This is a genomic window from Citrobacter sp. 21OH12SH02A-Citro, from assembly GCF_027919895.1.
Taxonomy (GTDB): domain Bacteria; phylum Pseudomonadota; class Gammaproteobacteria; order Enterobacterales; family Enterobacteriaceae; genus Citrobacter; species Citrobacter braakii.
This window is the reverse complement of the sequence record NZ_CP114801.1, coordinates 3,972,386-3,993,446: the sequence shown is the minus strand read 5'-3', so window position 1 is coordinate 3,993,446 and position 21,061 is coordinate 3,972,386. Positions and strand designations below refer to the sequence as shown.

The window sequence follows — 21,061 nt, the reverse complement described above, 5'->3', positions numbered from 1 at the left end:
CCTGTCTTATTACGCTCTCTGGTGAGAACGTAATGGGACAGGTTCCAGATAACTCAACGTATTAGATAGATAAGGAATACCCCCATGTCAGAACGTTTCCCAAATGACGTGGATCCGATCGAAACTCGCGACTGGCTACAGGCGATCGAATCGGTCATCCGTGAAGAAGGTGTTGAGCGTGCTCAGTATCTGATCGACCAACTGCTTTCAGAAGCTCGCAAAGGCGGCGTGAAAGTAGCGGCAGGTGCTGGGGCCAGCAATTATGTAAACACTATTGCCGTTGAAGATGAACCGGAATACCCGGGCAATCTGGAGCTGGAGCGTCGTATTCGTTCTGCTATCCGCTGGAACGCCATCATGACCGTACTGCGCGCGTCTAAAAAGGACCTCGAGCTGGGTGGCCACATGGCATCCTTCCAGTCCTCCGCAACGGTGTATGATGTTTGCTTCAACCACTTCTTCCGTGCACGCAACGAGCAGGATGGCGGCGATCTGGTTTACTTCCAGGGCCACATCTCTCCGGGCATCTACGCTCGCGCATTCCTGGAAGGTCGTCTGACTGAAGAGCAGATGAACAACTTCCGTCAGGAAGTACATGGCAAAGGCCTGTCTTCCTACCCGCACCCGAAACTGATGCCGGAATTCTGGCAGTTCCCGACCGTATCTATGGGTCTGGGCCCAATCGGTGCAATCTACCAGGCTAAATTCCTGAAATATCTGGAACACCGTGGCCTGAAAGATACCTCTAAACAAACCGTTTACGCCTTCCTGGGCGACGGCGAAATGGATGAGCCAGAATCTAAGGGTGCTATCACCATCGCGACCCGTGAGAAACTGGACAACCTGGTCTTTGTTATCAACTGTAACCTGCAGCGTCTTGACGGTCCGGTCACCGGTAACGGCAAGATTGTTAACGAACTGGAAGGCATTTTCGCGGGCGCTGGCTGGAACGTTATCAAAGTCATGTGGGGCGGTCGTTGGGATGAGCTGCTGCGTAAAGATACCAGCGGTAAACTGATCCAACTGATGAACGAAACCGTTGACGGCGACTACCAGACCTTTAAATCCAAAGATGGCGCATACGTACGTGAGCACTTCTTCGGTAAATACCCGGAAACCGCAGCCCTGGTTGCTGACTGGACTGACGAGCAGATTTGGGCTCTGAACCGTGGTGGTCACGATCCGAAGAAAGTCTACGCTGCACTGAAGAAAGCGCAGGAAACCAAAGGCAAAGCAACTGTAATCCTGGCCCATACCATCAAAGGTTACGGCATGGGTGACACCGCCGAAGGTAAAAACATCGCTCACCAGGTTAAGAAAATGAACATGGACGGCGTGCGTTATATCCGCGACCGTTTCAACGTTCCTGTGACCGATGAGCAGGTTGAAAACCTGTCTTACATCACCTTCCCGGAAGGTTCTGAAGAGCACACTTATCTGCACGCTCAGCGTCAGAAACTGCACGGCTATCTGCCTGCTCGTCAGCCGAACTTCACCGAGAAGCTGGAACTGCCTGCTCTGGAAGACTTCGGTGCGCTGCTGGAAGAGCAGAACAAAGAAATCTCCACCACTATCGCTTTCGTTCGTGCCCTGAACGTAATGCTGAAGAACAAGTCGATTAAAGATCGTCTGGTTCCGATCATCGCTGACGAAGCGCGTACTTTCGGTATGGAAGGTCTGTTCCGTCAGATCGGTATCTACAGCCCGAACGGTCAGCAGTACACCCCGCAGGACCGTGAGCAGGTTGCTTACTATAAAGAAGACGAGAAAGGTCAGATCCTGCAGGAAGGCATCAACGAACTGGGTGCTGGCGCATCCTGGCTGGCTGCTGCGACCTCCTACAGCACCAACGATCTGCCGATGATTCCGTTCTACATCTACTACTCCATGTTCGGGTTCCAGCGTATCGGTGACCTGTGCTGGCAGGCAGGCGACCAACAGGCTCGCGGCTTCCTGGTAGGGGGAACTTCTGGTCGTACGACGCTGAACGGCGAAGGTCTGCAGCACGAAGATGGTCACAGCCATATTCAGTCTCTGACTATCCCGAACTGTATCTCTTACGATCCGTCTTACGCGTACGAAGTTGCGGTCATCATGCACGATGGTCTGGAGCGTATGTACGGTGAGAAACAAGAGAACGTTTACTACTACATCACCACGCTGAATGAAAACTACCACATGCCGGCAATGCCAGCAGGTGCCGAGGAAGGTATCCGTAAAGGTATCTACAAACTCGAAACCCTCGAAGGTAAGAAAGGTAAAGTTCAGCTGCTGGGCTCCGGTTCTATCCTGCGTCACGTGCGTGAAGCAGCACAGATCCTGGCGAACGACTATGGTGTAGGTTCTGACGTTTACAGCGTAACCTCCTTCACTGAACTGGCGCGTGATGGCCAGGATTGTGAACGCTGGAACATGCTGCACCCGATGGAAACTCCGCGCGTTCCGTACATCGCTCAGGTGATGAACGACGCTCCGGCAGTGGCATCTACTGACTATATGAAACTGTTTGCCGAACAGGTTCGTACTTATGTACCGGCTGATGATTATCGCGTACTGGGTACTGACGGCTTCGGTCGCTCTGACAGCCGTGAAAACCTGCGTCACCACTTCGAAGTTGATGCTTCTTATGTGGTTGTAGCGGCCCTGGGCGAACTGGCTAAACGTGGCGAAATCGATAAGAAAGTGGTTGCTGACGCAATCATCAAATTCAACATCGATGCAGATAAAGTTAACCCGCGTCTGGCGTAAGAGGTAAAAGAATAATGGCTATCGAAATCAATGTACCGGACATCGGGGCTGATGAAGTTGAAATCACCGAGATCCTGGTCAAAGTAGGCGACAAAGTTGAAGCTGAACAGTCGCTGATCACCGTAGAAGGCGACAAAGCCTCTATGGAAGTTCCGTCTCCTCAGGCAGGTATCGTTAAAGAGATCAAAGTCTCTGTTGGCGACAAAACTGAGACCGGCAAACTGATCATGATTTTCGATTCCGCCGATGGTGCAGCAGCCGCTGCACCTGCTCCGGCAGAAGAGAAGAAAGAAGCCGCTCCGGCAGCAGCACCTGCTGCGGCAGCGGAGAAAGAAGTACACGTACCGGACATCGGCGGTGACGAAGTCGAAGTTACCGAGGTTATGGTTAAAGTGGGCGACACCGTTGCGGCTGAACAGTCTCTGATCACCGTTGAAGGCGATAAAGCGTCGATGGAAGTTCCGGCGCCGTTCGCGGGCACCGTTAAAGAGATCAAAATCAACACGGGCGATAAAGTGTCTACCGGTTCTCTGATTATGGTCTTCGAAGTTGCAGGCGCAGCGCCTGCTGCAGCACCGGCTCAGGCGGCAGCTCCAGCAGCAGCGGCGGCTCCGGCAGCTTCTGGCTCGAAAGAGGTTAACGTTCCGGATATCGGCGGTGACGAAGTTGAAGTCACTGAAGTGATGGTTAAAGTGGGCGATAAAATTGCCGCTGAGCAGTCACTGATTACCGTTGAAGGCGATAAAGCGTCGATGGAAGTTCCGGCACCGTTCGCGGGCACCGTGAAAGAAATCAAAATCAGCACCGGCGACAAAGTCAAAACCGGTTCTCTGATTATGATCTTCGAAGTTGAAGGCGCAGCTCCAGCTGCCGCGGCTGCTCCAGCCTCTGCAGCTGCACCGGCTCAGGCTGCTAAACCAGCCGCAGCTCCGGCCGCGAAAGCGGAAGGTAAATCTGAGTTCGCTGAGAACGACGCTTACGTTCATGCAACACCGCTGATTCGTCGCCTGGCGCGCGAGTTCGGTGTAAACCTGGCGAAAGTGAAAGGTTCTGGCCGTAAAGGTCGTATCCTGCGTGAAGACGTTCAGGCTTACGTGAAAGACGCTATCAAGCGTGCTGAAGCTGCTCCGGCAGCAGCAGGCGGCGGTATTCCGGGCATGCTGCCTTGGCCGAAAGTGGACTTCAGCAAGTTTGGTGAAATCGAAGAAGTGGAACTGGGTCGTATCCAGAAAATCTCTGGTGCTAACCTGAGCCGTAACTGGGTGATGATCCCGCACGTTACTCACTTCGACAAGACCGATATCACCGATCTGGAAGCGTTCCGTAAACAGCAGAACGCCGAAGCTGAAAAACGTAAACTGGATGTGAAATTCACGCCAGTGGTCTTCATCATGAAAGCCGTTGCCGCCGCTCTGGAACAGATGCCGCGCTTCAACAGCTCTCTGTCTGAAGACGGTCAGCGTCTGACCCTGAAAAAATACATCAACATCGGTGTCGCGGTAGATACGCCGAATGGTCTGGTTGTTCCGGTCTTCAAAGACGTGAACAAGAAGAGCATTACCGAGCTGTCTCGTGAACTGACCACCATCTCCAAGAAAGCGCGTGATGGCAAGCTGACCGCTGGCGAAATGCAGGGCGGTTGCTTCACCATCTCCAGCATCGGTGGCCTGGGTACGACCCACTTCGCGCCGATTGTGAACGCGCCGGAAGTGGCTATCCTCGGTGTCTCCAAGTCCTCTATGGAGCCAGTGTGGAACGGTAAAGAGTTTATGCCGCGTCTGATGATGCCGATTTCGCTCTCCTTCGACCACCGCGTAATCGACGGTGCTGATGGTGCGCGCTTTATCACCATCATCAACAACATGCTGTCTGACATTCGCCGCCTGGTGATGTAAGCGAAAAAGCCGGCCCGACGGCCGGCTTTTTTCTGGTAATCTCATGAAGTCAGTGAGGTTATTGTGCGAAAGACAAATCGGTTGCCGTTTGTTGTTTCAAAATTGTTAACAATTTTGTAAAATACGGGCGGATAGAACGACCCGGTGGACGACGGGTATAAATTAAGAGGTCATGATGAGCACTGAAATCAAAACTCAGGTCGTGGTACTTGGGGCAGGCCCTGCAGGTTACTCTGCTGCCTTCCGTTGCGCAGATTTAGGTCTGGAGACCGTCATCGTAGAACGTTACAGCACCCTCGGTGGTGTTTGTCTGAACGTCGGCTGTATCCCTTCTAAAGCGCTGCTGCACGTAGCAAAAGTTATCGAAGAAGCCAAAGCGCTGGCTGAACACGGTATCGTTTTTGGCGAGCCGAAAACCGATATCGACAAGATTCGTACCTGGAAAGAAAAAGTTATCACTCAACTGACCGGCGGTCTGGCGGGTATGGCCAAAGGCCGTAAAGTGAAAGTGGTTAACGGTCTGGGTAAATTTACCGGGGCAAACACCCTGGAAGTTGAAGGTGAAAACGGCAAAACCGTGATCAACTTTGACAACGCGATCATCGCGGCGGGTTCCCGTCCGATCGAACTGCCATTCATTCCGCATGAAGATCCGCGCGTGTGGGATTCCACCGATGCACTGGAACTGAAAACTGTTCCTAAGCGCCTGCTGGTAATGGGCGGCGGTATTATCGGTCTGGAAATGGGTACCGTTTACCATGCGCTGGGTTCAGAGATCGACGTGGTTGAAATGTTCGACCAGGTTATCCCGGCTGCCGACAAAGACGTGGTTAAAGTCTTTACCAAACGCATCAGCAAGAAATTCAACCTGATGCTGGAAACCAAAGTGACCGCCGTTGAAGCGAAAGAAGACGGTATCTACGTTTCCATGGAAGGCAAAAAAGCGCCTGCTGAAGCTCAGCGTTACGATGCGGTGCTGGTGGCTATCGGTCGTGTACCGAACGGCAAAAACCTCGACGCGGGTAAAGCTGGCGTGGAAGTTGATGACCGTGGCTTCATCCGCGTTGACAAACAGCTGCGCACCAACGTGCCGCACATCTTTGCTATCGGCGATATCGTCGGTCAGCCGATGCTGGCGCACAAAGGTGTTCACGAAGGTCACGTTGCCGCTGAAGTTATCGCCGGTAAGAAACACTACTTCGATCCGAAAGTTATCCCATCCATCGCATACACTGAACCAGAAGTTGCATGGGTTGGCCTGACTGAGAAAGAAGCGAAAGAGAAAGGCATCAGCTTTGAGACCGCCACCTTCCCGTGGGCTGCTTCTGGTCGTGCTATCGCTTCCGACTGCGCAGACGGTATGACTAAACTGATTTTCGACAAAGAATCTCACCGTGTTATCGGTGGTGCGATTGTCGGTACCAACGGCGGTGAGCTGCTGGGTGAAATCGGTCTGGCGATCGAAATGGGTTGTGATGCTGAAGACATCGCGCTGACCATCCACGCGCACCCGACTCTGCACGAGTCTGTGGGCCTGGCGGCAGAAGTGTTCGAAGGTAGCATCACCGACCTGCCAAACCCGAAAGCGAAGAAAAAGTAATCTTCCCGCTTTTGTGAAAACGCCTCTTCGGAGGCGTTTTTTTTGCCTGAAAGCTACCAGTTCTGGTAACGTTGCCGCACTGCGCCAGGGCACGTCCGGTATCAAGCTGCAAACCTGCAGCGCGCAGGGCGATCGCGCAAAATACCAGACCCGCGTCGTGTCTAATGCCAACAAAGTGAACCTGAAGTTCGAAGAAGCGAAACCGGTTCTGGAAGCGCAGCTGGCGAAATCCGTCGCTAACATCCTGTAATCTCTCGTGAGCTGGCCGGAGCCCCGGTCAACTCACTATTTGACTGGCATTCAGGGCGCTACGGGCTGCCAGTTTTTATCCAGATGATATGCGGTTAACGCCTCGGCTTTCTGCTGTGCATCAGCGCCGAGATCGGCCTGGTAGACTTTATCATCACCGTTAATCATAAAACTCATAACACCAGTGTGATCGTAGCTGACGGGCCAGGCAACCATCGCAAAGCCGCTGGTTTTATCGGGAAGGATACGGAAACGATAGCCGTGATAGCCCGTGCCAGGCTCTTGCGGACTAAAGGCCGGGCCAAGCGGGCTTGGCGCTTCGCCGGGCGAAACAGGCCAGTACAGACCATCTTTTTTCCCTTCAGAACTGACAATCTTTTGCGCGTATTTTTGGTTCATCGCAAAGTAGCTTTGCTGAGCATCTACATAGGCGTGTAATGCTTCAATAGCCGCAAGTTCGTTGCGCCCAATCTCTCGGGTCAGGATCTCTTCAGCCGCTTCCTTGATATCAAATTGCCAGCCGGAAGCGGTTTTAACAACCGGGATCGGCAGTTGCCAGTCGCTGTCCCCGACCACCAGGTGCGCGGTATTGCCGTCGATGACGGTATTATGGCGGACCTTCCAGTCGCGCAGGAAGCGATCAACCGCATCAGGATCGACGCCTTCCGGTGGCAGAAACTCGCGCCAGTTTTCCCCGAGCAGGTTGTTCATCGCGCTTTCATTCTGCTCGCTTATCGCGGTTGCCAGGGCATCGGTCGCCTGGTCTGGTGTGCTGAAGGATTGCTGTGCCATCGCGGTGGTCGAAACCATGAATAACACCATTCCACTGAGTAGTTTATTTTTCATGTCGGTTCCCTTAACGATGACGGAATTCACGGTGTTCAGCACGGTCGCCGGATAGCTGGCGAGATGGCTGGTTGCGGGCGACCTGCCTGCTTTGAGCCCCTCGCTGCTGCTGCGCCTGCCAACTGGCGGAGCGACTGTCGTTGCCGCTCAGCGCATTGGCCCGCGGCTGGCTGGTCCGTTGTTGAAGATTGCGTTGCTGCGCTGGTTGCGTGACCCGTTTCTCTTGTCGCTGAGTGGCGGCCTGGCGATGTTCATGTTGCTGAGTGTTTGCCCGTTTTGCCGTTTGCGGTTTGGTATCGTAACCACGGTAGTTATTACGCTGGGAAATTTGCTTTAGTTGTTGGCTGGATGCTTGACGCTGGGCGTCTTTCGTTCCCGTACGCGCCGTCTGGGGGAAGGTTTTCCCCGTTGATTTTTCCATCTGGCTCAACGCTGCCTGACGCTGGCTATCACGGTTGACCGGTCTTTGCTGGGTTGAGCTTAGGCCAGTAGCCGTGTTAGTGGAGTGGAAGCGGTTATTGAGCTGGCTATTAGGGTACGGAACCCCTTCGCGATAGGCCGGGTTGTGCTGCCAGGTACGGTTGGCATCCGTCAGACGCTGTCCACTGATTTTATTGAAGTTATCAACGTTGATATTGATGTTGTTATCACCGTTGCGGTTATAGCCGCCATGGTTATCCCAGTCATCGTTATGATGGTGATCCCAGTCATCGTCGTCATCCCAGTCAATATTGCTGAAGATGGCATAAGTTGTGGCGACGCCGAGGCTGAAGCCTAAACCGTTAACGAAGCTGTTGCCAAACTGCTCGCCGGGCGTTGGCGGTAGATAGGTTGGCGGATAGGCGGTGTTCGGCCAGGTACCGTAAACCGTATTTGGGTTATAGGTGGGAACGTAAACTACCTGCGGGTCGGCGGATTCAATTTTGATTACCGTTGGGCTTGCTGAGGCGGCGGTCGTGGCTGTTGTGGTCGTTGACTCGCTGGTAACGGTTTTAGCCGGAGCTGCTTTGGCCACGGTGGTAACAGTCTGCTGCGGTGTTGATTGCAATGCTCCGGTCTGTTGCGCCAGCGCACGCAGGCGTTGAACGGAATCCATAACCTCTTTCGGCTGCGCAAGGAATGCATCGCCCAGGCTCTGTACCCACGGCGGATTTTCACCCATCAGCGACATCAGCTGTGGAAACGCCACCAGCGATTTCACGCTGGGATCCCAGGGTTGGCTGGCAACGGCCTGAATGGCGGCATCACCCTGCATTTTGGGTTTGTCTTTTGACCACTGCGCGGCCTGGATGACGTTGGCCGGGTAGGTTGAGGCCATCAAAATTTGCGACAGCAGTGAATCCGGATAGAGCGCGATAGGCGCAACCCACTGATCGATTTGTGCCGATGTGTACGTAGGGGCTGCGGTGGGCGCTGGTTGATCGGCCGGGGCAGGGGCCGCTACGGGAGCTGGAGCCGGTGCGGACGGTTGCTGTGCGACGGGGGCTGGAGCTGCTGGCTCCGTTGCGCGACTTTTAACGAACATCACGCCAGAGGCGGCAAACAGCCCTGCACTGCACAGAAGGACAAGCAGATGTGGCTTAAAGGGCAACTTCATAAAATGACTCCAACGAGACAAGCGCTGTGCCGTGAGGCGTTCTGTTGCCGCGAGTATTATTCACCCGTGTTAGATAGTTTTGACTTTTATTGGGGATTCACCCGGCAGGTCCGGAAAAAGAGTGTGAAGATTTATTACACAATTATATCTCATGGCTGAAAAATCGCTGGAATATTCAGCATGTCGCGCTTGAAAATCAACCGTTTCACATCGTTTTTAGGGAGCCTAAATTACGCCCCGCCTTGTCGCTACACCATTCTTAACGATTCAGCCAATTTTTTATGTTGCTTTTTTGTAAACGGATTAACACTTAATGAAAATCCTGTTATTGTGCCTTACGCGGTACCGGGCATTTACCCTACTAACTACTGTCTCACAGGAGCGTGAAGAGAATCGCCCATCTACAAAAGCGCCGCATTATGACAATGAGAGCGAGGAGATATCGTCGTGCTAGAAGAATACCGTAAGCACGTAGCTGAGCGTGCTGCCCAGGGGATTGTGCCAAAACCGTTAGACGCAACCCAAATGGCCGCACTTGTCGAGCTGCTGAAGACCCCGCCTGTGGGCGAAGAAGAATTCCTGTTAGACCTGTTGATCAACCGCGTTCCTCCTGGCGTAGATGAAGCCGCTTATGTTAAAGCAGGTTTTCTCGCTGCCGTCGCGAAAGGCGACACCACCTCCCCGCTGGTGACTCCAGAAAAAGCCATTGAACTGCTGGGCACCATGCAGGGTGGTTACAACATTCATCCGCTGATCGACGCGCTTGACGACGCAAAACTGGCGCCGATTGCCGCCAGAGCGCTCTCCTCAACGCTGCTGATGTTCGATAACTTCTACGATGTAGAAGAAAAAGCCAAAGCGGGCAACGAATATGCGAAGCAGGTAATGCAGTCCTGGGCCGATGCCGAATGGTTCCTGAACCGTCCAGCTCTGGCTGAAAAAATCACCGTTACCGTGTTTAAAGTGACGGGTGAAACCAACACCGATGACCTCTCTCCGGCACCGGACGCATGGTCTCGCCCGGATATCCCTCTGCACGCGCTGGCGATGCTGAAAAATGCCCGTGAAGGTATCGAACCGGACCAGCCGGGCGCGGTAGGTCCGATCAAACAGATTGAAGAACTGCAGAAAAAAGGCTACCCGCTGGCGTATGTGGGTGACGTTGTTGGTACCGGCTCTTCGCGTAAATCTGCAACCAACTCCGTACTGTGGTTCATGGGCGATGATATCCCTCATGTACCGAACAAGCGCGGCGGCGGTCTGTGTCTCGGCGGCAAAATTGCACCGATCTTCTTCAATACCATGGAAGATGCGGGCGCACTGCCAATCGAAGTGGACGTCTCGAACATGAACATGGGCGACGTGATTGACGTTTACCCGTTCAAAGGAGAAGTGCGTAACCACGAAACCGGCGAATTGCTGGCAAGCTTTGAGCTGAAAACTGATGTGCTGATCGACGAAGTGCGCGCTGGTGGCCGTATTCCACTGATCATCGGTCGTGGCCTGACCACCAAAGCGCGCGAAGCGCTGGGACTGCCGCACAGCGACGTATTCCGTCAGGCGAAAGACGTGGCGGAAAGCAGCCGCGGCTTCTCTCTGGCGCAGAAAATGGTGGGCCGCGCCTGCGGTGTGAAAGGTATCCGTCCGGGCGCGTACTGCGAACCGAAGATGACCTCCGTGGGTTCTCAGGATACCACCGGCCCGATGACCCGTGATGAACTGAAAGACCTGGCGTGCCTGGGCTTCTCTGCTGACCTGGTGATGCAGTCCTTCTGTCACACTGCCGCGTATCCGAAGCCGGTTGACGTGACCACGCACCACACTCTGCCGGACTTCATCATGAACCGTGGCGGCGTGTCGCTGCGTCCGGGGGATGGCGTAATCCACTCCTGGCTGAACCGCATGCTGTTGCCGGATACCGTCGGCACCGGCGGTGACTCCCATACTCGTTTCCCGATTGGTATCTCCTTCCCGGCGGGTTCTGGCCTGGTGGCGTTTGCTGCTGCGACCGGCGTGATGCCGCTGGATATGCCGGAATCCGTTCTGGTGCGTTTCAAAGGCAAAATGCAGCCGGGGATTACCCTGCGCGATCTGGTACACGCCATTCCGCTGTACGCGATCAAACAGGGTCTGCTGACCGTTGAGAAGAAAGGTAAGAAAAACATCTTCTCTGGCCGCATCCTCGAAATCGAAGGTCTGCCGGATCTGAAAGTGGAGCAGGCGTTCGAACTGACCGATGCCTCCGCTGAACGTTCCGCTGCCGGTTGTACCATCAAACTGAACAAAGAGCCGATCGTTGAGTATCTGAACTCTAACATCGTTCTGCTGAAGTGGATGATCGCTGAAGGTTACGGCGATCGCCGTACGCTGGAGCGTCGTGTGCAGGGGATGGAAAAATGGCTGGCGGATCCGCAATTGCTGGAAGCCGACGCTGACGCAGAATACGCGGCGGTGATCGACATCGATCTGGCGGATATCAAAGAGCCAATCCTGTGTGCACCGAACGATCCGGACGACGCGCGTCTGCTGTCTGACGTGCAGGGCGAGAAGATCGATGAAGTCTTCATTGGCTCCTGCATGACTAACATCGGCCACTTCCGTGCAGCGGGTAAACTGCTGGATGCACACAAAGGCCAGTTGCCGACGCGTCTGTGGGTGGCTCCGCCAACCCGTATGGATGCGGCGCAGCTGACCGAAGAAGGCTACTACAGCGTGTTTGGTAAGAGCGGTGCGCGTATTGAGATCCCAGGCTGTTCGCTGTGCATGGGTAACCAGGCGCGTGTGGCTGACGGCGCAACGGTGGTTTCGACCTCTACCCGTAACTTCCCGAACCGTTTAGGTACCGGGGCGAACGTCTACCTGGCTTCTGCGGAGCTGGCGGCGGTTGCGGCGCTGATTGGCAAACTGCCGACGGCGGAAGAATATCAGGCCTATGTGGCGCAGGTTGATAAGACGGCGGTGGATACTTACCGTTATCTGAACTTCGACCAGCTGTCTCAGTATACTGAGAAAGCCGATGGTGTGATTTTCCAGACCGCGGTGTAATACGCAAACGCGATTTGTGTAAAAACGCATCAATGCCCGGAGAAGTCTGCTTCTCCGGGCATTTTTATTTCTATTCCTTATACCCGCTACGCTTTTTTTCTGCCGCGCTGCTGCGATAATTACAGCAAGGTGCAATGCGGTATTGGCGCATTGCCGGGAGCAGAGGAAGACATTATGGATTACGAATTTCTGCGCGATATTACCGGAGTGGTAAAAGTGCGTATGTCCATGGGCCACGAGGTGGTGGGGCACTGGTTTAACGAAGAAGTGAAAGAGAACCTGGCCTTACTTGATGAAGTGGAACAGGCGGCGCATGCGGTGAAGGGCAGTGAGCGCTCCTGGCAGCGAGCAGGGCATGAATACACGCTCTGGCTGGATGGTGAAGAGGTGATGGTGCGCGCCAATCAACTGGAATTCTCCGGAGATGAAATGGAAGAGGGGATGAGCTACTACGACGAAGAGAGCTTTTCACTTTGCGGCGTAGAGGACTTTCTTCAGGTCGTGGCGGCTTATCGTGAATTTTTAAAGCAAAAATGATCTTCTTAGGGTTGTGTAATTAACTGGGAGGTTTTAAATTTAGACATCTTGTGAATTAACAAGATGTCTAAATTTTATGGATGAAAGTAAATCAGAAACAGGGATTATCAATCATGAGTTATCTAAAGATAAGTGGGTTTAAAAATAGTAAATGGGCTGTTACTGCGGTTCTTGTTTTTGTTAATTTTGTTTTCTTTGTTTTTTCGGCTTATTTGGATTCGCGGGCGTTTAATTTATATCAAGCATCCTCATTCATCATTGCATGGGGAGGGAATGCGTCTCCGTTAACCCTATCAGGTGAATACTGGAGACTTTTAAGTAGCATGTTTATGCATTTAAGTATTTTTCATTTTTTCTCTAATATGATTGCACTACTTGGGATTGGTTTTTTGTTTGAAAACATGTTTTCACGTAGAGTTTTTATTGCTGTCTATATGTTATCTGGTATCGCTGGAGGGATATTAAGTGCTGTAGTTCATCGATATGAGTTGATAGTTAGTTGTGGAGCATCAGGAGCCATTCTTGGTATTACCGGCTATTTGCTAGCTTTTGGATTGTGTAACAAGATCGAGCTTCCATTTTCTAAAATTTTCACCAATGTTATTATTGTAATATGTTTAGGATTATTTCTGCCTGTAGATAACATGGCACATTTGGGTGGTTTTGTTACTGGGTTCGTCTTAGGTGCCCTAAGTGTAGATGGGAAGACCCATTTTTTTAAAAAACCAGGCAAGGTTTCAATAATTCTGATCATAACAGTGTGTATAATTGAAGGTGCTGTGCTTGCTAAATATTCAATTCCTGAGAATATTAAGTTCGTTCGACTTTCTAGATTAGAGTTTATTGTGAAAGACATGCGAGAGGGTGCCCCAGACCAACCGATAGATTTTAGATTTTTTAACCAATGTGTTGATGCTAGTGTTGAAAGCGGAAGTATTGTTCGATCTGAACTAATCGACTGTGAAAAAATGAGGGGGTTGTTTTATAAATATGGCTTAAGAATTAAAGAGCGTATTGAAGAGGATTTGAATAATTGTATAAATATTACTGAGGATCTGCGTTCTGAAAAGATAAGTGAAACTGAAAAACATAGTATAGAAATAATTAGTAATTATTGCGTGGCCCGACAAAAACTTGTTAATATTTCTTTTAAAAATTATCCAAATTCATCTGTAGATATCAAAAAATATTTTGAAGCTGAACATCAATTTAACGAATCAGTGATCGTGAATGATAACTCTAGTAAAATATTTGAGAATATCCCTGAATTAATATTTAATGCTGTTTCTTTAGAGCGGTGCAGAACTACAATTTGTCGTCGGTGGTAATAAACAGTTTTTGTCACAAGACCTGTGTTGAAAATCGGTGTCTGAATGTGAAGTTAGATAAAATTACTTGTATATTATGGGGGGAGTAGATTTCGCGTATCTCTCTCCAGAGCAGACCGGTGATGACATTAGGTTCCTCTTCTCTAAACTCTTTCGGTTCAGTATGGGACGTGCAGTGCTGAAGGTAGATTTCTTTCAGTAAAATCTTAGTATGAAAGATATTTTCCTTGTTCACGTCGTAGGTGAAGTCGCGAACGTGGTACTTCACTCGGTATAGCGTCGTCCCCCCTCCTGATAATCAGCATATTCCTGGCATGGCTATGGGCCAATACAGGAACGTGGGCCATCATTTCATGATTCATAAACTCATCGCGCTCGGTGATTTGCACCACGTCATCCAGCAGCCAAAATCTTCGTTTTCAAAAATGATGTGATCTTGGTGATCCAAAGTAAACAATGACAGGGAATGCCCAGTCATTGTTTCAATAGACGTTTCAGTGGATAGAGGCTATTTAACGTAAGCCAACAGGCTCAGGGAGTCACGTGCCAGCGCTTTGCATTTCTTGGCCGTTGGGATGCCAATACCGCTGAGGTCGCGGTAGCTGTCTTCACCCAACGCTTTCATATTGAAGGTGTCGTAATTACTCAGGTCCCACTGGTTTTGCTGGGCAAAAAAGACCAGTGCGCGACGAATCTGCCCATTTGGCAAATTCTGGTATCCACAGTCATTTTTCAGAAAAACAAAAACTGCCGTTAAATCGGCCATATCTTCGGCTTCGGACTCACTAAGCGCGTAGCTGTTTGCGCATACGGCCATCAGGCTGCCGAACAAAACGGTTCTGAAAAACGTCTTCATTGCTTCTACCACTGCATCACGGAATTTAAACGTTAGCACACTGCGAGCGAAGCGACGACCTTTATTATTAGCCGTTTACTTGACCTTCCCGTAAGGGTAAGGCTTATGCTTAAAAGATAGCCTGCTTAAGCTGCTGAATATAAGGAAGTGATTATGCAACGTCGTGACTTTTTAAAGTACTCCGTGGCGCTGGGCGTCGCGTCAGCGTTACCTCTGTGGAGCCGGAGCGTATTTGCTGCAGACCGTCCCGCATTACCCATTCCAGACCTGTTAACCGCAGATGCCTCTAACCGTATGCAACTGATCGTGCAAGCCGGACAGTCGAGTTTTGCCGGTAAAACAGCCACGACCTGGGGATATAACGGCAGTTTGCTCGGGCCGGCGGTCAAGCTGAACAAAGGGCAATCGGTGACGGTGGATATCCATAACCAGCTTGCCGAAGAGACGACGTTGCACTGGCACGGGCTGGAAATCCCCGGTGAAGTCGACGGTGGCCCGCAAGGTATTATTCCGGCGGGTGGGAAACGCTCTGTGACCTTCACACCGGATCAGCGCGCGGCAACCTGCTGGTTCCACCCGCATCAGCATGGGAAGACCGGTCATCAGGTGGCGATGGGCCTGGCCGGACTGGTGCTGATTGAAGATGAAGAGATTCGCAAGCTGCTGCTGCCTAAGCAGTGGGGCATTGATGATGTGCCGGTGATTATTCAGGATAAACAGTTCTCTGCTGATGGTCAGGTTAACTATCAACTGGACATCATGACCGCTGCCGTCGGCTGGTTTGGCGATACGCTGCTAACCAATGGGGCGATTTATCCTCAGCATGCTGCACCGCGCGGTTGGCTGCGTCTGCGTCTGCTAAATGGTTGTAACGCACGCTCACTGAATATCGCGGCCAGCGACAATCGTCCTTTGTACGTTATTGCCAGCGACGGCGGACTGTTGGCGGAGCCAGTAAAAGTGACCGAACTTCCTATGCTGATGGGCGAACGCTTTGAAGTGCTGGTGGACGTGAGTGACGGTAAAGCGTTTGATCTGGTTACTCTGCCTGTGGGTCAGATGGGCATGGCGATTGCGCCATTTGATAAGCCGCATCCGGTGATGCGCGTTCAGCCGCTGCTGATTACCGCTTCCGGCACGTTGCCGGATACGCTGACATCCATGCCGGCGCTGCCATCGCTTGAGGGGCTGACGGTGCGCAAACTGCAATTATCGATGGACCCAATGCTCGACATGATGGGCATGCAAATGTTGATGAAGAAGTACGGCGCTCAGGCTATGGCGGGTATGGATCATGGCAAGATGATGGGCCATATGAATAATGACAATATGGGCCACGGGAACATGAAGCATGGCAATATGAACCACGGTGAGATGGGGAATATGCAGCATGGTGACATGGGCAACATGAAGCATGGAACATTCGATTTCCATAATGCCAACCGGATTAATGGTCAGGCGTTTGATATGAATAAACCGATGTTTGCCGCGGCGAAAGGTCAACACGAACGCTGGGTGATTTCCGGTCAGGGCGACATGATGCTGCATCCGTTCCACATTCACGGCACGCAGTTTCGTATTCTGTCTGAAAATGGCAAAGCGCCTGCTGCGCACCGCGCGGGATGGAAAGATACGGTGCGGGTAGAGGGCGGCGTGAGCGAGGTGCTGGTGAAATTTGACCACGACGCGCCAAAGGAACATGCCTATATGGCGCACTGCCATTTGTTAGAGCATGAGGATACCGGGATGATGCTCGGTTTTACCGTATAAACAGCGGCGGATAGCGGTGGCGCTATCCGCTAAATGTTTATTCCAAAAACGGATTATTACTCTATCGTCGAGTAAAGGCATTCATATACTGATGAGGTTAATCACTCATCACGAGGTATTCATGACCCTTTTGCGTAAAGTACTGACGGCATCTTTTATTATGCTTCTGGCGGTTTCGGCACAGGCTGCGATGAAGATGGAACGCCAACAGATTTCAAAACTGAATTTAAGTCTCGAAATTCCGCAGACACTCACGCCGATGCCGGACGAAATGGCAAAAATCAAATACCCTTCTGAAAACCGTCCACAGGTGATTTACGGTGACGAACGCGGTAAAGCGTCTCTAGGTATTACCGCCGGGCGCAACGCGTTGCCTGCCGCTCAGTTGGATATGGCAAAGGATGCGACACTGAAGATGCTGACCAACTTCAAGCCGCAGGCGGAACCTGTCACGGTTGATGGACATAAAGCGTGGCTGATTACTTTCCGTTCTCAAGCGCCGGATACTGAAATTCTCAATATGCTGCTGATTACCTCGCAAAACGAGAAAGCGGTGCAGGTCTCCTTCAATATGACCAAAGATCTTGTGGCTCAGTATCAGGAAGCCGCAAAAGCGTCGTTACTGTCACTGAAGTTTGAATAAAAAAACGCCCGCTGATTAGCGGGCGTTGTCCATTTTACTTCGCGTCGTCCGGCAACGCATATGCCACAATATAATCGCCCATCTTGGTGCCAAATGAGCCGTGGCCCCCGGCGGATATCACCACATATTGCTTACCGTTAACTTCATACGTCATCGGCGTTGCCTGGCCGCCTGCCGGAAGCCGACCCTGCCACAGTTTTTCACCGTTGCTCATGTTGTATGCGCGCAGATAGTTATCGGCAGTCGCGGCTATAAACAGCACGTTACCCGCGGTGGAGATAGGTCCACCCAGCATCGGCATCCCCATATTGAACGGCACCGGAACCGGCATTGGGAATGGCATGCTGTCCTGTGGCGTACCAATGCGTTTTTTCCACACCACTTGATTGGTTTTCAGATCTACGGCGGAAATGTAGCCCCATGCTGGCTGTTTACACGGCAGACCAAATGGTGAAAGGAACGGATTGAGCGTTACGCCGAACGGTACGCCGTACTGCGGCTGAATACCGGACTCCGTGCCAGTACCTTTGGCATCTTTCGGCGGCTCCATCGGATTGCCGGGACCGCGTGGGATCAGCTTAGAAACGAACGGCAGCGCCATCGGGTTGGCAATGGCTACCTGACGGTTGGGATCAACGGAAATACCGCCCCATTCGAACATGCCGAGGTTACCCGGGAACACCAGAGTGCCTTGCTCTGAAGGCGGGGTAAAAATGCCTTCATAGCGCAGCTGGTGGAACATTACGCGGCACACCAACTGGTCAAACATGGTTGCGCCCCACATATCCGCACCACTGAGATCTTTTTGCGGACGGAAACTGAGATCGGAGAACGGCTGGGTTTTGCTGACATAATCACCTTTGGCTGCACCTTGCGGCACCGGTTTTTCCGGGGCAGGCACCACCAGTTCACCATTACGGCGGTCGAGCACAAAGATATTACCGGTTTTTGCCGGGGCATAAATGACCGGGATTTTCTCTCCATTGACGTTGATATCCGCCAGGGTTGGCTGTGCCGGTAAATCCATATCCCACAGATCGTGGTGAACGGTCTGATAGCTCCAGGCCAATTTCCCGGTCGTGGCATTTAACGCCAGAATGGCGCTGGCGTAACGTTCCTGTTCCGGTGTGCGGTTACCGCCCCAGATATCCGGCGTGGTAACGCCCATGGGTAGATACACCAGATCCAGCTTCGCGTCGTAGGCCGCAGGCGCCCAGGAGTTGGGTGAATTAAAGGTGAAGGTATGTTCATCTGACGGGATGAAATTAGGATCCTTGGCTCCGGGATCAAACGCCCACAGAAGCTTGCCGTTATTGACGTCAAAACCACGTATCACCCCGGATGTTTCGCGGGTTGAGTAGTTATCGGTTACCGACCCGGCAATAACGATAGTTTTATCGGTGATTATCGGGGGAGACGTCGGTTCGTACAGGCCCGGTGAGGTATCCGGCATATTGGTCTGCAGATTCAAAATACCTTTATTGGCGAAGGTTTCGCACAGCTTGCCGGTCTCGGCATTCAAGGCAAACAGTCGACCATCATTGACCGGCAAAAGGATGCGGCGCGGACAGTCGGCCATCACCTCTGCAGAAGCTGTATCCGGTCTGGCTTCATGATAAGAAACGCCGCGACAGGTTACGTGCTGGAAGCTGGTATTGGTATTGAGTTGGGGATCGAAATGCCACTTCTCTTTCCCGCTGGCCGCATCCAGGGCGAACAGCCGCTGATGGGCGGTACACAGATAAAGAGTATCCCCCACTTTTATTGGCGTGACTTCATTGGTGATTTCACCGGGATCGTTGGGTTGTTTTAAATCCCCGGTACGAAATACCCAGGCTTCTTTCAACTGATGAACGTTGTCAGCGTTAATTTGTTTTAACGGTGAGTAGCGTTGACCTTCCTGATTGCGACCGTAAGCCGGCCAATCCTCGTCGGCAACCGCTGAGATTGCATCGGCCTGAGAGGTATCTGCACTCAGCGTGCCGTGAACCTCTTGTGGGTCGTTGAAGCCAGCCCAGGTCAGGATACCGCCGCTAATCAGCAGGGCCACCACCAGCGCCGCTACTGCGCCACTGGAAGGGATAATCAGGCGATGCCAGACGAAAGGAAGGATAAGCCAGATACCAAAGAAGACCAGGATGTCGCTACGCGGCGTCAGCGCCCAGAAATCAAAGCCGACTTCCCAGACGCCCCAAATCATGGTGGCGAGAAGCAGGGCGGCATACAGCCAAAGGGCGGAGCGGTTACTGCGCCACAGCAGGAGAGCCACACCGAGCATGGCAAGGCCCGCGATCGGGTAATACCAGGAGCCACCGATGGCGACCAGCCAGCCTCCACCAATCAGGAGATATAGTCCACAAAGTGCCGCAAACAGGGCGCTCAGGGTCACGATAAGCCGTTGAGAACGTACGTTGTTATTTGCCATAAAAAATACCATCACAGGTGTTATTTCTTTAATAGCAGTTAATTATAGGAGCTAAAACGCGTGATAAACGTCACATTATGAACTTTATCAACAGATGCCGCGTATGAATGCTTTTGCTGGTATACTGCGTGCCTTGCGCTTAGATGCTGGCTTATTAAAAGTTAGCATTGAGTGATTTGTTTTTAAATCATATGGTTAGAGATATGAAACATACTGTTGAAGTCATGATCCCGGAAGCGGAGATCAAAGCGCGTATTGCTGAACTGGGACGTCAGATTAACGAACGTTACAAGGACAGCGGCAGCGATATGGTGCTGGTTGGTCTGTTACGCGGCTCATTTATGTTTATGGCCGACCTGTGCCGTGAAGTGCATGTCTCCCACGAAGTCGATTTCATGACTGCTTCCAGCTATGGCAGCGGAATGTCCACCACGCGCGATGTTAAAATCCTGAAAGACCTGGATGAAGACATTCGTGGCAAGGACGTGCTGATTGTCGAAGACATCATCGACTCCGGTAACACGTTGTCCAAAGTGCGTGAGATTCTGAGCCTGCGCGAGCCGAAATCCCTGGCTATTTGTACGCTGCTGGACAAACCTACCCGTCGTGAAGTGGATGTTCCGGTTGAGTTTATCGGATTCTCTATCCCAGATGAGTTTGTTGTCGGCTATGGCATTGACTATGCCCAGCGTTATCGCCATTTGCCGTACGTTGGCAAAGTGGTGCTGCTGGACGAGTAATGTCGGGAGCGCTTGATGGCGCTTTGCTTATTCGGCCTGCACGATACTTCCCCGCAGGCCGAAAAGCGACTTAAGCGTCGCTGCCGCTTGTTGGTATCTGCTTGTGATTGGTATGTTTCTGGCTGAGGTTAGACAGCCCCTGGCGATAGCGCTGCTCCAGCGTCTCGCGACTGGTGGCGGTGACGTCCAGATCGCGCAGCAGGCCATCATGAATACCGTAAGCCCAGCCGTGAATGGTAACTTTCTGACCGCGCTTCCAGGCTGAACGCATGATGGTTGAGTGGCCCAAGTTGTAGACCTGCTCCATTACATTCAGTTCGCACAGGGTGTCAATGCGACGTTCCTGCGGCATTTCACCCAGCAGTGAACTGTGTTTAAACCAGATATCGCGAATATGCAGTAACCAGTTATCAATCAGCCCCTGTTCTTTATTTTCAATAGCCGCCTGTACGCCACCACATCCATAGTGGCCGCAAATAATAATATGTTCCACTTCCAGCACATCCACCGCATACTGAACCACTGAGAGACAGTTCAGGTCGGTGTGAATAACCAGATTGGCAACATTACGGTGAACAAATAATTCACCCGGCTCAAGACCGGTTAAACGTTCTGCGGGAACGCGACTGTCGGAACATCCAATCCATAAAAAGCGCGGATTTTGTGCGTGAGTCAGCGTTTCAAAAAATCCGGGATCCTCTTCTACCAGCATCTTTGACCATAGCGCGTTGTTGCTGATGAGTGTATCTATGTCTTTCATGGAGGCTGTAACCAATTGAATT

General features: G+C 52.0%; 14 protein-coding genes and 1 pseudogene. 10 read left to right on the top strand and 5 right to left on the bottom strand.

Translation table 11 applies throughout. The features are described from left to right. Window positions 1–84 precede the first annotated feature (84 nt). The 4 genes and pseudogenes from aceE to traT form a co-directional block, all read left to right on the top strand. Window positions 85–2,748: a pyruvate dehydrogenase (acetyl-transferring), homodimeric type gene (aceE, locus tag O6D90_RS19335; protein ID WP_016151717.1), complete on the top strand. Its 2,664-nt coding sequence runs from the start codon at window positions 85–87 to the stop codon at window positions 2,746–2,748. 14 nt (window positions 2,749–2,762) lie between these two features. Further along, window positions 2,763–4,643, top strand: coding sequence for a pyruvate dehydrogenase complex dihydrolipoyllysine-residue acetyltransferase (gene aceF, locus O6D90_RS19330; RefSeq protein WP_016155700.1), 1,881 nt, complete (start codon window positions 2,763–2,765; stop codon window positions 4,641–4,643). A 175-nt stretch (window positions 4,644–4,818) separates the two neighbouring features. Then, on the top strand, window positions 4,819–6,243 hold the full coding sequence (gene lpdA, locus O6D90_RS19325; RefSeq protein ID WP_016155701.1) for a dihydrolipoyl dehydrogenase: 1,425 nt from the start codon (window positions 4,819–4,821) through the stop codon (window positions 6,241–6,243). Between the two features lie 58 nt (window positions 6,244–6,301). Beyond that, window positions 6,302–6,493 (top strand): annotated as a pseudogene (gene traT / locus O6D90_RS19320) (complement resistance protein TraT); the annotation flags it as partial. Between the two features lie 50 nt (window positions 6,494–6,543). On the opposite strand, the gene O6D90_RS19315 reads toward traT, so the two are convergent. Both O6D90_RS19315 and O6D90_RS19310 read right to left on the bottom strand, forming a co-directional pair. Continuing rightward, the gene (locus tag O6D90_RS19315; RefSeq protein WP_016155703.1) at window positions 6,544–7,338 is read right to left on the bottom strand and encodes a DUF2950 family protein; all 795 of its coding nucleotides are present in this window, start codon (window positions 7,336–7,338) and stop codon (window positions 6,544–6,546) included. 10 nt (window positions 7,339–7,348) lie between these two features. After that, entirely contained in the window at window positions 7,349–8,935 is a 1,587-nt protein-coding gene (locus O6D90_RS19310) for a DUF3300 domain-containing protein (protein WP_016155704.1), read from the bottom strand. A 447-nt stretch (window positions 8,936–9,382) separates the two neighbouring features. Between O6D90_RS19310 and acnB the strand changes: the two genes are divergently transcribed. From acnB to O6D90_RS19295, 3 genes are all read left to right on the top strand, one after another. Then, entirely contained in the window at window positions 9,383–11,980 is a 2,598-nt protein-coding gene (acnB, locus tag O6D90_RS19305) for a bifunctional aconitate hydratase 2/2-methylisocitrate dehydratase (protein ID WP_016155705.1), read from the top strand. Between the two features lie 174 nt (window positions 11,981–12,154). Beyond that, window positions 12,155–12,517, top strand: a complete 363-nt coding sequence (gene yacL, locus O6D90_RS19300) for a protein YacL (protein ID WP_016155706.1) — start codon at window positions 12,155–12,157, stop codon at window positions 12,515–12,517. Window positions 12,518–12,630: 113 nt separating this feature from the next. Further along, the gene (locus O6D90_RS19295) at window positions 12,631–13,845 is read left to right on the top strand and encodes a rhomboid family intramembrane serine protease (RefSeq protein ID WP_016155707.1); all 1,215 of its coding nucleotides are present in this window, start codon (window positions 12,631–12,633) and stop codon (window positions 13,843–13,845) included. Between the two features lie 508 nt (window positions 13,846–14,353). Here the strand turns inward: O6D90_RS19295 and O6D90_RS19280 are convergent. Continuing rightward, the gene (locus tag O6D90_RS19280; protein ID WP_003018667.1) at window positions 14,354–14,701 is read right to left on the bottom strand and encodes a YacC family pilotin-like protein; all 348 of its coding nucleotides are present in this window, start codon (window positions 14,699–14,701) and stop codon (window positions 14,354–14,356) included. 153 nt (window positions 14,702–14,854) lie between these two features. On the opposite strand from O6D90_RS19280, the gene cueO reads away from it, so the two are divergent. Both cueO and O6D90_RS19270 read left to right on the top strand, forming a co-directional pair. Then, window positions 14,855–16,471, top strand: a complete 1,617-nt coding sequence (gene cueO, locus O6D90_RS19275; RefSeq protein WP_016155708.1) for a multicopper oxidase CueO — start codon at window positions 14,855–14,857, stop codon at window positions 16,469–16,471. Window positions 16,472–16,592: 121 nt separating this feature from the next. Beyond that, window positions 16,593–17,114 carry a hypothetical protein gene (locus tag O6D90_RS19270; protein WP_016155709.1) on the top strand — a complete coding sequence of 174 codons (522 nt, stop codon included), beginning with the start codon at window positions 16,593–16,595 and terminating at the stop codon, window positions 17,112–17,114. A gap of 34 nt (window positions 17,115–17,148) precedes the next feature. Here O6D90_RS19270 and O6D90_RS19265 read toward each other — a convergent pair whose 3' ends face one another. Continuing rightward, window positions 17,149–19,539: a glucose/quinate/shikimate family membrane-bound PQQ-dependent dehydrogenase gene (locus O6D90_RS19265; protein ID WP_032931273.1), complete on the bottom strand. Its 2,391-nt coding sequence runs from the start codon at window positions 19,537–19,539 to the stop codon at window positions 17,149–17,151. A gap of 203 nt (window positions 19,540–19,742) precedes the next feature. Between O6D90_RS19265 and hpt the strand changes: the two genes are divergently transcribed. Continuing rightward, window positions 19,743–20,279: a hypoxanthine phosphoribosyltransferase gene (gene hpt / locus O6D90_RS19260; RefSeq protein ID WP_016151732.1), complete on the top strand. Its 537-nt coding sequence runs from the start codon at window positions 19,743–19,745 to the stop codon at window positions 20,277–20,279. 70 nt (window positions 20,280–20,349) lie between these two features. Here hpt and can read toward each other — a convergent pair whose 3' ends face one another. After that, window positions 20,350–21,039 carry a carbonate dehydratase gene (gene can / locus O6D90_RS19255; RefSeq protein WP_016151733.1) on the bottom strand — a complete coding sequence of 230 codons (690 nt, stop codon included), beginning with the start codon at window positions 21,037–21,039 and terminating at the stop codon, window positions 20,350–20,352. Window positions 21,040–21,061 lie beyond the last annotated feature (22 nt).